The 13,960-nt window shown below is 70.1% G+C and carries 13 protein-coding genes; 3 read left to right on the top strand and 10 right to left on the bottom strand.

The window, feature by feature from the left end; genetic code table 11:
- Positions 1-119 precede the first annotated feature (119 nt).
- Positions 120-395 (top strand): DUF5683 domain-containing protein, encoded by a 276-nt coding sequence (locus tag G4D87_RS20580; RefSeq protein ID WP_163783768.1) that lies wholly within the window; start codon positions 120-122, stop codon positions 393-395.
- A 12-nt stretch (positions 396-407) separates the two neighbouring features.
- Here the strand turns inward: G4D87_RS20580 and G4D87_RS20575 are convergent, their stop codons facing one another.
- The 7 genes from G4D87_RS20575 to G4D87_RS20545 all read right to left on the bottom strand — a co-directional run bounded on the left by G4D87_RS20575 (position 408) and on the right by G4D87_RS20545 (position 6,187).
- Positions 408-1,529, bottom strand: a complete 1,122-nt coding sequence (locus G4D87_RS20575) for a HupE/UreJ family protein (protein ID WP_163783767.1) — start codon at positions 1,527-1,529, stop codon at positions 408-410.
- Positions 1,526-2,746 (bottom strand): tetratricopeptide repeat protein, encoded by a 1,221-nt coding sequence (locus G4D87_RS20570; RefSeq protein ID WP_163783766.1) that lies wholly within the window; start codon positions 2,744-2,746, stop codon positions 1,526-1,528. The genes G4D87_RS20575 and G4D87_RS20570 overlap by 4 nt, the downstream gene beginning before the upstream one ends.
- 132 nt (positions 2,747-2,878) lie before the next feature.
- Positions 2,879-3,466, bottom strand: a complete 588-nt coding sequence (locus G4D87_RS20565; RefSeq protein WP_163783765.1) for a putative glycolipid-binding domain-containing protein — start codon at positions 3,464-3,466, stop codon at positions 2,879-2,881.
- A gap of 15 nt (positions 3,467-3,481) precedes the next feature.
- Positions 3,482-4,141: an HAD family hydrolase gene (locus G4D87_RS20560; RefSeq protein WP_163783764.1), complete on the bottom strand. Its 660-nt coding sequence runs from the start codon at positions 4,139-4,141 to the stop codon at positions 3,482-3,484.
- An 87-nt stretch (positions 4,142-4,228) separates the two neighbouring features.
- A complete protein-coding gene (locus G4D87_RS20555; RefSeq protein WP_163783763.1) occupies positions 4,229-4,813 on the bottom strand; it encodes an ExbD/TolR family protein in 585 nt (194 codons plus the stop codon).
- 25 nt (positions 4,814-4,838) lie between these two features.
- Positions 4,839-5,327, bottom strand: a complete 489-nt coding sequence (locus G4D87_RS20550) for an ExbD/TolR family protein (protein ID WP_140795752.1) — start codon at positions 5,325-5,327, stop codon at positions 4,839-4,841.
- A 122-nt stretch (positions 5,328-5,449) separates the two neighbouring features.
- The gene (locus tag G4D87_RS20545) at positions 5,450-6,187 is read right to left on the bottom strand and encodes a MotA/TolQ/ExbB proton channel family protein (protein ID WP_140795753.1); all 738 of its coding nucleotides are present in this window, start codon (positions 6,185-6,187) and stop codon (positions 5,450-5,452) included.
- Between the two features lie 329 nt (positions 6,188-6,516).
- Here G4D87_RS20545 and G4D87_RS20540 point away from each other — a divergent pair, with 329 nt between their 5' ends.
- Together G4D87_RS20540 and G4D87_RS20535 are read left to right on the top strand one after the other, a co-directional pair.
- A complete protein-coding gene (locus G4D87_RS20540) occupies positions 6,517-7,404 on the top strand; it encodes a GspE/PulE/PilB domain-containing protein (protein ID WP_163783762.1) in 888 nt (295 codons plus the stop codon).
- A gap of 100 nt (positions 7,405-7,504) precedes the next feature.
- Positions 7,505-8,578 (top strand): bifunctional methionine sulfoxide reductase B/A protein, encoded by a 1,074-nt coding sequence (locus G4D87_RS20535; RefSeq protein ID WP_163783761.1) that lies wholly within the window; start codon positions 7,505-7,507, stop codon positions 8,576-8,578.
- A 9-nt stretch (positions 8,579-8,587) separates the two neighbouring features.
- Here the strand turns inward: G4D87_RS20535 and G4D87_RS20530 are convergent, their stop codons facing one another.
- The 3 genes from G4D87_RS20530 to G4D87_RS20520 all read right to left on the bottom strand — a co-directional run.
- Positions 8,588-10,504 carry a GAF domain-containing sensor histidine kinase gene (locus G4D87_RS20530; RefSeq protein ID WP_240358440.1) on the bottom strand — a complete coding sequence of 639 codons (1,917 nt, stop codon included), beginning with the start codon at positions 10,502-10,504 and terminating at the stop codon, positions 8,588-8,590.
- Complete coding sequence (locus G4D87_RS20525) at positions 10,494-12,476, bottom strand: PAS domain S-box protein (RefSeq protein ID WP_240358439.1); 1,983 nt, start codon at positions 12,474-12,476, stop codon at positions 10,494-10,496. Before G4D87_RS20525 ends, G4D87_RS20530 begins: the two co-directional genes overlap by 11 nt.
- 54 nt (positions 12,477-12,530) lie before the next feature.
- The coding region (locus G4D87_RS20520) for a right-handed parallel beta-helix repeat-containing protein (RefSeq protein WP_163783759.1) at positions 12,531-13,960 on the bottom strand (1,430 nt) is incomplete at its 5' end.

Here is a 13,960-nt window from a genome sequence, read left to right as displayed (position 1 = left end):
CGACACCCGCCCGCCGACCCGGCAGGTATCCATGAGCGCCATGCTAGCCGGGGCACCGCCGCCATTGCACCTGCCCCCCGGCTGACGGGAAGGCAACCGTCCAGGAGCCGATAGGCGAAATGCAATGGCTCCGGAACTCGCCCGTAGGGGAAGACAAGGAGGTCACCCGAACCATGTCGCGTCCCGCAATCGCAGCCCTGCTGTCTTTTCTCATCCCTGGCGTGGGGCAGATCTACAACGGGGACCTGCTCCGGGGCCTGTTCTGGCTCATCATCACCCCAGGCTTCTGGATTGGCACCGGTGGGTGCCTGGGCTGGGTGTGCCACATCATCGCCGCTGTCACCGCCCACAACCGGGCGGAGGACAAGGACAAGTACAGAGTCACGGTCGTGTGACGCGCCCGCGTGTCAGGTAGCCGACACGCCCAGGCCCAGGGCGCGCTCCGCCAACCACAGGCACGTCAGCAGCGCGATGGCCACCGAGCCGCCCACCACGACGGCGCGGCGGTAGAGCGGCGCCTCGCGCAGGAGGAAGGCCAGGGGCAGCAGCGCGGCCACGAAGGCCACCTGTCCCAGCTCCACGCCCAGGTTGAAGCCCAACAGGGCGAGCGTGAGGCGCCCCGCGGACAGCCCCATTCCCGCCAGCACCGACGCGAAGCCAAAGCCGTGCAGCAGCCCCAGCACGAAGGCCACCGCCCAGCGAGTCCCCCGCCCCAGCGGGCGGACGTTGTCGAGCGCCGCCACCAGGATGCCCAGCGCGATGGCGACCGACACGAAGCGCGGCGGCAGCGACACCCAGCCCAGCGTGGCGGCCACCAACGTCAGCGCGTGCGCCACGGTGAAGGCGGACACCACCTTCACCACGTCCCACAGCGCCGCGGCGAAGTCCGCGACGGCCACCCACCGCCCGTCCGCGTCCCGGCGCAGCACGGAGGGCAGCAACAGCGCGAAGAGGAAGAGCAGGTGGTCGGCCCGGCTCACGACGTGCAGCGCCCCCTCCACCGTCATGCGCTCCGCGGTGCGCCAGGCAGACTCGTCCCGCAGGCGCACCCGCGCGAAGTGCTGGGACGCGGAGAAGATGAGCGGCTCGCGCGCGCCCACGTGCACGATGCCCCGGTGCAGCGGGTCACGGTCGAACAGCAGCGTGTAGTCCACGTCCAGCCGCGCGGCGGGGCCCGCGCAGCGCGCGTCGAAGTCCAGCACCGCGTAGGCCCCGTCCGAGTGCCGCCGGATGCGCAGCCCGTCCCGGGAGACGAGCGCGCAGGGTCCACCTTCCACCCCGAGCACCAGCCGGCCGAGCACGTAGCGCCGGATGTCCGCCTCGCGCGCCAGCACCTCGCCCCAGGTGATGGCGCCGTCTCCGCCCGCGTCCAACCCGAGGACGTCGTCCAGGTCCTGGAGCGACACGTCCCACCGGCCGGAGATGCCGGGGCCGTCCGCCTCGGTCAGGTGCAGGTAGCTGTCGCTCGGCTTGTGCGCCTGGGCGGCCAGGGAGACCCACAAGAGCGCCAGCGCGGCGACGCGGCTCATGGCAGCAGACTCCGCACGCGCTCGGCCAGGTAGACGAGCCCCGGGTCCTCGCAGCCCGAAGCCTGAAGGAAGTCCAGCGCGGGCCGGGCCGCCTCCGGTCTGTTCGCGGCCAGCGCGGCTTCGAGCAACAACCGCACATCCCACGGCTCACGCCGTGACGCCCACGCGGCCTGCGCCAGCCGGAGCGCCTTCTCCGGCGCCTTCTCCACCTGGAGCGCGAAGCGGGCCTCCTCGCGTGCGAGGAGATTGTCCCCCCGCAGGCGGCTCGCCTCGAAGCGGCGGGACAAGGCCTGGGTGACTTCGGGCGCGCGCGAAGAGCCGAGCGCGTTCTCCGCCAGCACGTGGCGCAGGAGCAGCCGGTCATCCTGCGTGTGGTCCATCACCACGGCGACCGCCTCACGCGCACGGCCCGCGTCCAGCAGCAGGTCCGCGAAGGCCGCGCGCGCGGCGGAGTCCTTCGGCTCCAGCGAGAGCACCCGGAGGAAGTAGCGCTCCGCCAGGCCGGAGTCCCCCGCCAGCGCGGCGGCCTCCGCCAGCGTGGCCAGCGCGCGCGTCCGCGTCTCCTGACTGCGCCCACTGCGCCTCAATGCCTCCGACAGGAGCGCGTGCGCCTTGCGCGAATGCCCCGCGAGGCTTCGCACCCGGGCCTCGCACACCGCGATTGTCAACGGCGACGTCAGCGCGGTGAGCCACTCGCAGCTGCGGGCCGCCTCGGCATGCTCGCCTTGAGTCCCCAGCACCTCCGCGCGCAGCAGCCACGCGTCGACATTGCCGGGGTCCTCCTTCACCACCGCGTCCAGGTCTTCCAAGGCCGCCTGGAGGTCGCGCCGCGCATGATGGAGGGTGGCGCGCACCCACCGCACGCCGGGCGGCGGCGTGGCCAGGTCCCACCACGGACGCAGCGCCGCCTGCGCGCGGCCCAGGTAGCGCGGGTCACCCAGCACGCGGCTCAACTCGATTTCCAAACGCGCCAGGCGCAGCGCCATGTCCAGCTGTCCGGCGTGCCCGGCCAGGGCCTCGCGGAGCGCGGCGCGCTCGCGGGCGCGCGCATCCACACCGACGGCCGGCACGCGCGCCAGCACCTCCGCGGTGTCCTGGGGGATGAAGGGCTCGCGCTCCCCCGAGGAAGGCGAGCGCCCACAGCCGAGCACGCACACCGTGGCCAGGACCACGGCGCGTCTCGCGGCGGAAGAGCGGCGGCACATTGGAGCTCGCATGGGCTCCGCACTGTACGCAGCGGCGCTTCGAATGGCGGCCGTCCGGGGACATGGGTCGCCGGCGCGACACACCGCCCGGGGCCGCCGCCCTCCACTCAACAGCGAAGCGGGACTGGAGTGCGCCCGTCGGCGTCAGTCCCCGGTGACGGCGATGCGCTCCCAGCCAGGGGGATAGTTCGTCACCAACCCATGCGCGTCGACGTCCACCTCGGCGACGAAGCGGCCGGCGTTGCTCTCGTACCGATAGCGCGTCTGGGTGAGCCGCGTGTAGCGCTGGGGCAGCACCTCCAGCGCGAGGCTGGGGATGCGAAGCCACGCGGCGCGCACGTCCGCCGCCTGTCCCACCTCCAACCCAAGCCGGCGGATGGGCAAGGTGTTGGTCGAGGGCGTGCACGCCACGTCGATGTCCAGGCAGCCTCGGAGGTGGACCACCTCCTCGTCGCCCTTCCACCAGCACCGCTCCGCATCCACGCGGAGCTGGAGTCGTGCCTCGCCCTCCCCGCTCCTGCGCAGGACGTGGACCGCCTGGGTCTCCCACGCCGCGTTGGTGGTGACGGTGTACTCCACGAAGTGCGGCAGCCCGTTGTCCACGAGCACCACCGAGCCCGCGAGCTCCCACCCTTCCGGGCGCGCTCGCAGCTCGAAGTACTCACTGCCGGGAGACAGCAACCGCCGCCAGACGAGCGCCCGGGGCCCGCGGCGCGAGACATCAACGTCCATGGGTACTCCTCCTGTTCAAGGCCTGGCATCCCGCAGCGCCGCCAGCAACTCCGCCGCGGTGGCGGCCACCGCGCGCGCGCCGTGGGCGTGCAGTTCGTCCACCTCGCGGAAGCCCCAGGCCACACCCACGCCGTACATCCCCGCCGCGCGCGCCGTGTCCATGTCGATGGACGTGTCCCCCACGAAGCCGCAGGCCGCGGGCGGTACGCCCAGCTCCGAGGCCAGCGCCAGCGCCGCCGCCGGGTCCGGCTTGCGCGGCAGCTCCGGCCGCTCACCGTACACGGCCGCGAAGGGCACCCGCGGCAGCAGGCGTGTGACCAGGCGCTTCACGAAGTCGTCTGACTTGTTGCTGAGCACCGCCAGCTTCGTGCCCTGCGCGGCCAGCGCCGTCAGCAGCTCCGGGATGCCCGGGTAGTGCGCGGTGCGGTCGAAGAGGTGGTCGTCGTAGTAGGCCTTGTAGGTGGCCAGCACCGGCTCGATGAGCGCGTCCTGCCCCGGAGGCACCGCCCGGCGAATCAACTCCCTGACCCCGCTGCCCACGAAGCGCAGGTAGGCGGGCTCCGGGTGGGTGGGCAGGCCGTGGTGGGCCAGCGCGTGGTTCGTCGCGTCGGCGATGTCCCCCAGCGAGTCCACCAGGGTTCCATCCAGGTCGAAGATGACGGCGCGAAGCGGCATGAACTCGAGTCCTTCTTCAAAAAACGAAAACGCCCTGGCCACGAGGACCAGGGCGCCTGGGGGGCCAGAGGCCCCATCACCTGGAAGCTACGGGGTGGCCTTGGCGCTCGCTTCCTTCTCCGCGTCGCCACCGCCAGCCGTAATCACCGCGAAGTTGATGTTGTTGTAGCCCGCCGTGGCGCAGCTGAACATCACCCGCTTGATGATGGAGTACTCCACGTCCTTGTGAGCCTGGATGTTGATGTCGCCCTTGAAGGTGTTGGCCGTGTCCTGCGCCATGGAGTGGAGGTCCTCGTACTGCTTCTTCATGTCGCGGAGCTTCTCTTCCAAGGACGGGATGTTGAGGTACTCGTCCTTGGTGAAGTCCTCCACGCGGCCAATGATGGTGCCGGAGACGCTGATCTGGTCACCGGAGACCATCACCACCGGGTGCATCTCCACTTCCTGGACGTTGACCGCCTCGGGAAGCTCGATGTCCTTGGTCATCATCAGCACCTCGCCCGTCGCGGAGAAGTTCGCGATGAGGAAGAGCACGATGATGATGAACATGTCGACCAGCGGGGTGATGAGGAGGTCGGAGTAACCGCTCTTCTTCGCGGCCACGCCGTGCCCGAACACCTTGGAGTGCTGGAGCCGCTTGCCGTATCGCTTGCCTGGAACCTGGATGGCCATGAGGTGTCGTGAGCTCCGTGAGCGGCTAGCCCATCGCCGCGGACACCGACACCTGGGGCAGCCCAGAGCCGATGCACTCGTCGATGATACGGACCAGGTCCTCGTAGCGGACCTTGTCTTCAGGCTGCAGGGTGATGGCGGACTGGTCCGGCAGCTGCGCCTTCAGTTCCTTGAAGCGCGCCACCAGCTTGGACAGGTCCGTCTTGCCCTTCGCATCCTTGGTGAGGGGAATCGGCTCGAAGGCGCTCTGGTCCGCGGTCAGCCGCAGCTCCGTGGGCGTGATGAGCAGGTTGAGCTGGACCGTCTTGGTCTGCTCTTCCTGCTGCTGCTCCTCCTCCGTGGAGGGGCCACCCGCCTGCGAAACCTGGAGCCGGCCAATCTGGGTCCAGACCGCCGTCATGATGAGGAAGCTGATGGTCACCGCCATCAGGTCGATGAAAGCCGTGAGGTTGATAGAGGTGTCGAGCGACTTCTTGCCGCCTTTACCTCCACCTGTGTCCATTCCGCCGGCCATGGCGTTCTTCTCCTTCGGCCGCGCTCAGTGAGCGCCGGTGAGACTGCTGGGAGCGCGCCGCGCGTCCCCACACCCGTGGGGACATGACAGCGCGCCCGGACTCCGGGTTCCCGAAGGACTTCCTACTCCTCGTCGCGGGCCGACGTGGGGACGTTCAGGTTCTTGAACTTGTCCTTGTTGGCCACGATGAGGTTGAGGACGGAGACGCTGGTCTCGTTGATGTCGTTGATGAGGCTCTGCGTGCGGCCCGTCAGCACGGAGAAGGAGATGAGCGCCGGGATGGCCGTGAGCAGCCCGAAGCCGGTGCAGTTCATGGCCTCGGAGATACCGTTGGCGAGAATCGTCGCCTTGTCGGCCGGGTTCACGTTGGCCACGGCCTCGAAGCAGGCGATGAGACCGGACACCGTCCCGAGCAGACCGGCGAGCATCGCCGCGTTGCCGAGCATGGCGAGGTAGCCGGTGCGGGCTTCAATCTTCGGCGTCTCGCGGAGGCTGGCCTCGTCGAGCGCGGCCTGGACCTCGTCGTTGCCCTTGGGGACGTTCATCAGGCCGGCCTTGATGACGTTGGTCAGCGGCGTGGACTTCTGGCCGGCCACGTAGTTGATGGCCTTGTCCAGGTCACCCGCGTAGATGTGCTTCTTCAGGCCACGCAGGAAGGCCTCCTTGTTGATGGAGGCCTTGCCGAAAAGGATGATGCTTCGCTCGACCATGATGGCGAGTGCCACGATGAGGCAGGCGGCAATGGGGTACATACCCCACTGGCCGGCCTCCCAGCGCATGGCGACTTCTTCGAAGAAGCCCCGCTGAGGGCCGCCGACATTCGCCAGCACGGTCAGGTTCGTCACAGACGCCAGGTTCATCGAGTGTTGCCTCCACAGGCAGCTTTGGCCCGTTTCAGTAGCGGACCTTCCAGACCTGACGTCCCCCCGAGCGGACGGTCCACCCGGTTGGGCGGCAGGAATGGATGTTGAAAACGGTGTGCCGACTTTAGGAATGGGCGTCTGGGGTGTCAAGGCAGGCCCAGCGGCGTTAAGTGCTGAAATCTCACAGGAATTTTGCGCTCAGCCCCCTCTTGCCAGCTCGGACGCCAAGCAGCATTGCGGGCATTTTGGGGGGTATTCCCAAGTGCCTCCGGATGTGACACCGCGCTTGCTTCCTGGGTTTCGTCGCGCGTGTTAAGGCCGGAGTCATGGCGAGGAAGCGCATTGGCGAGCTCCTGTTGGAGCAGCGGGCGATCAGCGTCGCCCAGCTCGAGGCGGGGCTCGCGGCGCACCGGAAATCAGGACAGCGGCTGGGGGCCACCCTCATCGCGCAGGGTGCGATCACGGAGGCCACGCTCGCGGACGCGCTGAGCCAGGCCCTGGGGCTGCCGCGAGTGGACCTCGCGGCCACCACGCCGGAGTGGGCGGCGGTGCACATGCTGCGCGCGCGCTTCTGTGAACAGCATGACCTGTTCCCCATCGCGCTGGAGAGCGTGGGCGGGCGCAAGCAGCTCGTGGTGGCGATGAGTGATCCGCTCAACGTGACGGCGGTGGAGGAGATTGAGTTCACCACCGGGCTCAAGGTCAGCCCGCGCGTGGCGCCGCTGTCCACCGTGCGCGGCGCCATCCTCCGCTACTACCACAAGGTGCCGGTGGCCTCGCCCACCGCCAGCCGCCCCGCGCCCGTGAGGCCCGCGGCGAAGCCGGCGAAGGCCGCGCCGCCCGTGACACGCCCCGCGGCGCCTGCGCCCGAAGAGGACGACGAGGAGGTCATCATCGGTGAGGAGCTGCCGCCCGGCGAGGCGACGCAGCGCACGTCCCTGGCGGAGCTGATTCGCGCCCGCGAGGCGCAGAGCAAGCAGAAGCGCGGACAGGGCGGCGCCGCGAAGCCCAAGGCCACCGTGGAGAACGCGGCCGGCGTGCTGGACGACCTGGACTACCTCTTCGGACAGGCGCGAGAAGACCCGGACCGCGTCGAGGAGCTGGAGCGGAAGTTCTGGGCGCTGATGCGCATCATGGCGCGCAAGGGCCTGCTCACGAACGAGGAGTTCACCCGGGAGCTGGACGACGAGGACAAGGCCCGCGGCGAGTCGTGACGGTGGAAACCACTTCGGGGCCTCGCGCGTACCCGCAGAAAGCCCGGAGACCGCGTCCATGCCCACCGCATCCACATGCTCATCCCTGGCCCGTCGGCTCATGCCGCTGGCCCTTGCCGCGCTCGCCGTGCTGTCCGCGTGCACCGAGGCCCACGGGGCCGCGCCCACCGCGCCAGGCCCCACCATCCAGGACCCCCGCCGCTACGAGAAGCCCTCGGACGCCGAGGTGCGGCGCACCTTGTCCCCGCTCGCCTACGAGGTGACGCAGCAGGGAGCCACGGAGCCCGCCTTCCGCAACCCCCTGTGGAACCACCACGAAGAGGGCCTCTACGTCGATGTGGTGAGCGGCGAGCCCCTCTTCTCCTCGCGCGACAAGTTCGACTCCGGCACGGGCTGGCCCAGCTTCACCCGCCCGGTGGACGGTGCTCGCGTCGTCGAGAAGCGCGACGGCACGCAGGGAATGGAGCGCGTGGAGGTGCGCTCGAAGGCCGCGGGCTCACACCTGGGCCACGTCTTCGGGGACGGGCCCGCGCCCGCGAAGACGCGCTACTGCATCAACTCCGCGGCCCTGCGCTTCGTCGCGGTGAACGACTTGGCGAAGGAGGGCTATGGCGCCTGGCTGCCGCTCTTCGGCCGCCCCGTCCCGGCCGCCGCCACGAAGCGCCAGGACGCCTCGCCCTTCACGGAGACGGCGCTGCTGGCGGGCGGGTGCTTCTGGGGCATGGAGGACCTGCTGCGGAAGATTCCCGGCGTCGTCCAGACGGAGGTGGGCTACACGGGCGGCTCCAGCGCTTCTCGCAAGCCCACGTATCGCGACGTGAGCTCGGGCAGGACGGGCCACGCCGAAGCCGTGCGCGTCGTGTTCGACCCCACCCGGCTCACGTACGAGACGCTGCTGGAGCAGTGGTTCTTCCGCATGCATGACCCGACGACGCTCAACCGTCAGGGCAACGACGTGGGCACGCAGTACCGCTCCGCCATCTTCTACCTGTCCGACGCCCAGAAGCGCGTGGCCGAGCAAGTGAAGGCGCGGGTGGAGGCCTCCAGGAAGTGGCCCCGGCCCGTCGTCACGCAGATTGTGCCCGCCAGCGCGTTCACCCCCGCCGAGGACTATCACCAGGACTACCTGGTGAAGAACCCGGGCGGCTACACCTGCCACTACCTGCGGGACTGAGCCGCGGGCTCAGGCGTGCTGCAGCGGCAGGCGCACGATGAAGGTGGTCCCCTGGCCCAGGGTGCTCTCCACCGTCAGCCGGCCACCGTGGTTCTCCACGATGCCCTGGCAGATGGAGAGGCCCAGGCCGGTGCCCCTCCCTTCCGGCTTGGTGGTGAAGAAGGGCTCGAAGATGCGCTGCAGGTGCTTGGGTTCGATGCCCGTCCCCGTGTCGCGCACCTTCACCACCGCGTCCTGCCCGTCACGGCCCGTGGCCAGGATGACGGAGCCGCCCGGCGGCATCGCGTGGCACGCGTTGGTGATGAGGTTGACGAACACCTGCACCAGGTTGGCGCGCACGGCGGACAGGGGCGGCAGCTCTGTGTACTCGCGCTGGATGCTGACGCGCGCCTGGGCCACCACGTGCTCGCAGAAGCCCACCGCCATGTCCACGACGGCGTTGAGCTGCACCCGCTCCGGCCGGTCCTGCGCCGGGCGCGCGTAGCTGACCAGGTCTCGCGTGAAGCGGAGGATGCGGTGGCTGCTCTCCAGGATTTTGCGCAGCTTCTCCTGGTCCGCCGGGTTGGCCCCCGGCGTCATGCGCGAGCGCTGGAGCAGCGCGTCCGCGTACGTGGCCACCGCCGTCATCGGGTTGTTGATTTCGTGCACCACGCTGGCGGCGAGCTGCCCGATGGAGGCCAGCTTCTCCGCGTGGATGATGCGCTTCTCCAGCTCCTTCACCACCGTGATGTCCTGACCGATGGCGATGACGCCCTCCACCTCCCCGTGCTGGGAGAGCTTGGAGGAGGTCGCGAAGGAGACGCGCACCTCCGCGCCGCTGCTCGTCAGCAGCCGCGTCTCGAAGCTGTTCACCGGCTCGCCGCGAATGGCCGCGGCGATGAGCTGGTTGAGCCGCAGGTGCTCGCTCTCCGGGATGAGGGAGAAGAAGTCGCGGCCCAGCACCTCTTCCTTGCCGAAGCCGGTGAGCGCGCTGAGCGCCTGGTTGAAGACGACGACCTGCTTCTCCCGGTTCGCCACCAGGATGAGGGCGTTGGCCTTCTCCAGCAGGTCCTCCAGGTACTTGCGGACGAACGTCAGCTCGTCAATGAGCTTCGCGTTCTTCACCGCCACCGCCACCTGGTTGGCGAGCTGGAGCAGCACGCGCTCGTCATGCGGCACGTCGGAGACGAAGCCCGCCGGGTACTCCATGTTGATGGCGCCGAAGAGCTGCCCGCTGGCCACCAGCGGCGCGCTCACGCCATGGGTGCTGTCCTGGAACAGCAGGGGGACGTCGCCCAGCACCACCACGCGGCTTCCGGGCAGGGACGCGCGGTCCAGGCTCGTCTTGTCCACCGCGCGCTCCATCAGCACCAGCGGCTCGTGGGCGCCTTCCTTCAGCCGCCCCTCCGCGTAGAGCGACGTGAGGCCGCCCGTCCGCGAGTCGGTGATGCGGATGCAGAACGAGCGCCCGGGGAACAGCTCCTTCACGCCGCGCGCCACCGCGGCGACCAGTTCCTCCTCGCCGCCGGCCTCGGCCACGCTGCGGCCCAAATCCAGCAGCACGCCTTCGGTGCGCGCCTGCTCCAGCAGGGCCCGCTCCGCCACCACCAGCCGGTTGCGAGACAGCTCCGGTTCGTTGCGCGCGCGGACGGCCACCACGTCGCCCCGGCGGGACAGCGTCAGCACCACGCCGGGCAGGTCGGGCAAGAGCTCCACGTCGCAGCTGGCGCCATCCGCCGGCACGCTGGCGCCGGCCAGGGTGCGCGCCACTTCCTCCACGGACGCGCGCTGTTCGGCGCAGAAGCGGCGGAAGGCGGCGTTGACGGCCACCAGCCGCAGGGCCGGGTCACACATTGCCGCGGGGGCGTCGAGCGCCTCGAACAGGGCCTGGAAGGACTCGGGGGCAGGGCCGCCGGCGATGCGCACGGCGCGGGTCTCAGTCTTCATGGGAGGTGGCCTTGTCCAGGTCGAGAATCTGTTGCGCCCCCATGTAGGACTTCGTCTCGTAGCGGGTAATCTTGCCAATCTTCCGGACGATTTCCGCCATGCGCTCCGCCTCGCGGTAGATGATGTCCACCGGCTTCCAGGCGAAGTCGTCTTCCTTCAGCTTCCGCTTCAGCAGCTCGGCGTAGCCCATCACCGAGGTGAGCGGCTGGTTCAGCTCGTGGGCGGCGGTGCCGGCGAGCGCGACGATGACCGCGCTCTTCTCGCTCTCCTCCAGCCGCGTCTCCACGTCGGACAGCTTGCGCTCCAGCTGCATGCGCGCGCGCATGTCCGTGAAGATGCCCACGCTGAACACCTCACGGCCCCCTTCGTAGACGATGGAGGCCGTCATGTTCACCGGCACCCGCTCACCGGAGCGGTGCATCAGCTCCTCCCGGACGAGGGACAGCCGGCCCTTGCCGCCGTGCTCGGGCGCCCGAATCATGGCCATCACCCGCTTCGCCACGCCCGGTGGATAGAGCTGGTGGACGGAGAAGCCGCCGCCCAGGGCCTCCTGCGCGGTGTAGCCGCACAGCGCCTCCGCTCCTTTGTTGAAAAGGATGATGCGCCCCTTCAGGTCGGCCGCGATGATGCCGTCCACCGACGAGTCGATGAGCCGCTCCAGGAAGTCCTTCGTCTGGAGCAGCTCGTCCTCCAGCCTCCGCGCGTCCGTGACGTCGCGGAAGGAGAGGATGGTGGCCGCCTCCTCGTCGCGCAGCGGCGCGGCGGACATGGACAGCGTCAGGCGGCGGCCCGTGCGCGTGCACACCTCCACGTCCGTGCCGGAGCGGGCCTCGCCACGCGCGGCCGTGGTCACCAGCTCCATCAGCACGTTCTCATCCACCGGCTGAGTCACCTGGTGCAGGTGGCGGCCCCGCACGTCGGCGGCGTCCACGTCCAGCATGGCCGCGCCGGACGGATTCAGCGACAGCACGCAGGCCTTGTCGTCGAGGATGGCCACGCCTTCACTGACGTGCGCGAAGAAGAGCTGGTACGGCTTGAACGAGGCCGCCTGCTCCTCCGCGGCCAGGCGGGCCGTCTTCTCCGCCTCCGTCTGCCCTCGCACCGACTGGAGCACGGACGCGTTGCGCAGGGCCACCGCGGTGGCGTGCGCCACGGTGGTGAGGAAGTCGATTTCCCGAGGCGTGAAGGTGCGCCGCCGCCCCGCCGCGCGCAGCAGCAGCACGCCGCGCACCTGCCCGCGGATGGGCAGCGGCAGCGCGGCGATGGCGTGGATGCCCCGGGCGGCCACCGCGCGCCGCTCCACGTCCCCCAGCAGCGGGTGGGTGGAGGCCTCCTGCATCACCACCGGCTTGCCCGTCCGCATCACCTCGCGAATCTCGGGGTAGCGCGACAGGTCGATGCGCAAATCCTTGAGCGCGGGGTCGTCACTGGCGGCGACGATGACGCCCTCATCCGCGCTGCGCCCCAGCATCACCAGCGTGGCGCGCGCGATGTCCAGCTTCTCCGCCAGCCGCCGGGTGACGCCGTGGAGCAGCACCTCCACGTCGGACGTCTCCGCGTAGTCCGCCGTCAGCTCCAGCAGGAGCGCCAGGTCCTCCTGGCTGCGCGCCTGCTCCTCGCGCTCCACGTGGCGCTCGGCGGCGCACTGGAGCCGCCAGGCCAGCTCGTGCATGGCCACCGGCGCGGTGAGGACGTCCGCGGGCTTGAGGGACTGCGCCGTGGCGAAGTGGCTTTCGCCCGGGGCCACCAGCACCACCAGCGTGAGGTGGGCGGCGAGGGCGGCGTCCAGCAGGGCCTGCCCCGCGGCGAGCCCTCCCGGCGCGGTGAGGTCCACCAGCGCCAGGGAGGCCTCTTCGAGGCCGTCCACCACGCGCAGACCCGCACGCGCGGCGGCCGCGGCCAGCAGCTCCCGCGCGGGGGAGTCCGAGGGCACCAGCGAGATGCCTGATACGAATTCCAGCGAGGACGGCACGTGGGGAGTGGGGTCCAGGGCAGAAGGGGCCCCCACTCTACACGCCCTGACGGCTCAGGGGCAGTCCGACTCGAAAGCGCCCTGGTCCGGGCCTGGCCCGCACCAGGTCAGCCCCAGCGACAGCCCCGCGTTGAGGGCGGGCGAACCCGACCCCAGGCGGAAGTCCCCGGTGTCGATGTTGACGAAGCCAGGGGCCTTCTCCTGGGAGCGGCCGTCCAGCCCGCTCTGCGAGCGCCACTGCGAGAAGCCCATGTCCACGCCGTTGAGGCGGTAGACGGCCGCGCCCGCGTTGCGGAAGTAGAGGTTGGCATCCACCACCGCCCCCGAGCGCCCGGGGCCGCCGCGCACCGCCACCCCACAGCCGGAGAAGACGTTGTTGCGCACATCCAGGCTGGCGCTGGCCCCCGAGTCCCCCTGGCCGAAGGTGAGGCACGGACCGGGCATGTTCCAGAGGGTGTTGTGGTGCACCTTCACGTTCGAGGACGTGTCCACGCGGATGCCGCTGCCTTCCTCCGCGCCGCCCAGGCCGTCGCGCACCAGGTTGCGGCGGATGACGACGTTGGTGGGCGGCGCGCCCTGGCGCACCCCGCCGATGCTGATGGCGCGGCCGTTGTTGTAGAAGACGTTGTCCTCCAGGGTGACGTCCTTCGCGGACAGGTGCACCACCACGCCCTCGCCGCGCGAGGTGGACGACATCTTGTGGCCCCAGATGATGTTGCCGCGCAGCGTGACGCGGGTGCACGTCTTCACGTCGACGCCGTTCTCCCGGTTCTCGTGCAGCTCGTTGTCCTCCACCAGCAGGTTGTCGAAGGGCGTGCCGGAGATGGTGGCGCCGCCCTCGGGGCCGATGCACTGCACCGCGTCTCCGGAGTTGTGGTGGATGTCGTTGCCACGCACCACCACGTTGCGCGCCGTCGTCTGGACGATGACGCCGTGGCTGTCGTCCCCGTTGCGGTTGAAGTGGGAGATGGTGTTGCCCTCGATGAGGACGTCGCTGGCCTTCTCGCACACGTTGACGCCCGCGCCCGCGGTGCCGTTCTTCAGCGTGGAGCCGCGCAGCACGCCGTGGTGGGAACCCACGCCGCGGAACATCACCGCGAAGGAGGCATGGCCCCCCGCGTCGAGGGTGAGCCCCTCGATGCTCCAGTACGCACCGCGCACGTCCACCATGGAGGAGCCGCTGCCGGACGGCTTCAGCACCGGCTTCGCGCCCGGCGCGGCCCGCAGCGTGAGCAGGTTGGACGCGGAGCCGCCCTTCTCTTCCAGCTTGAGGCGCTCGGAGTAGGTGCCCGTCTTCAGGTAGATGGCCTCGCCCGGTCGCACCAACTCCAGCGCGCGCGTCACCGTGCGCAGCGGCGCCGTCTCCGTGGCGGAGGCGCTGTCACTGCCGTTGGGCGCCACCCAGAGGATGCGCGAGTACTGGGGCGGAGGCTCGGGCTCCGGTTGGGGCTCGGGCTCCGGCTCGGGGGGCGGCGGCTCTGGAT

The organism is Myxococcus vastator (assembly GCF_010894475.1).
Classification (GTDB): domain Bacteria; phylum Myxococcota; class Myxococcia; order Myxococcales; family Myxococcaceae; genus Myxococcus; species Myxococcus vastator.
Note: the sequence above shows the minus strand (reverse complement) of the source record. Positions and strands in the feature narration are given on the sequence as shown.

Bases quoted from the DNA above. Each gene is read 5' to 3' on its own strand.
- G4D87_RS20550 (WP_140795752.1), bottom strand. From the start codon at position 5,327: ATGGCCGGCGGAATGGACACAGGTGGAGGTAAAGGCGGCAAGAAGTCG.
- G4D87_RS20570 (WP_163783766.1), bottom strand. From the start codon at position 2,746: ATGCGAGCTCCAATGTGCCGCCGCTCTTCCGCCGCGAGACGCGCCGTG.
- G4D87_RS20530 (WP_240358440.1), bottom strand. From the start codon at position 10,504: ATGAAGACTGAGACCCGCGCCGTGCGCATCGCCGGCGGCCCTGCCCCC.
- G4D87_RS20555 (WP_163783763.1), bottom strand. From the start codon at position 4,813: ATGGCCATCCAGGTTCCAGGCAAGCGATACGGCAAGCGGCTCCAGCAC.
- G4D87_RS20545 (WP_140795753.1), bottom strand. From the start codon at position 6,187: ATGAACCTGGCGTCTGTGACGAACCTGACCGTGCTGGCGAATGTCGGC.
- G4D87_RS20575 (WP_163783767.1), bottom strand. From the start codon at position 1,529: ATGAGCCGCGTCGCCGCGCTGGCGCTCTTGTGGGTCTCCCTGGCCGCC.
- G4D87_RS20560 (WP_163783764.1), bottom strand. From the start codon at position 4,141: ATGCCGCTTCGCGCCGTCATCTTCGACCTGGATGGAACCCTGGTGGAC.
- G4D87_RS20540 (WP_163783762.1), top strand. From the start codon at position 6,517: ATGGCGAGGAAGCGCATTGGCGAGCTCCTGTTGGAGCAGCGGGCGATC.
- G4D87_RS20565 (WP_163783765.1), bottom strand. From the start codon at position 3,466: ATGGACGTTGATGTCTCGCGCCGCGGGCCCCGGGCGCTCGTCTGGCGG.
- G4D87_RS20580 (WP_163783768.1), top strand. From the start codon at position 120: ATGCAATGGCTCCGGAACTCGCCCGTAGGGGAAGACAAGGAGGTCACC.
- G4D87_RS20535 (WP_163783761.1), top strand. From the start codon at position 7,505: ATGCCGCTGGCCCTTGCCGCGCTCGCCGTGCTGTCCGCGTGCACCGAG.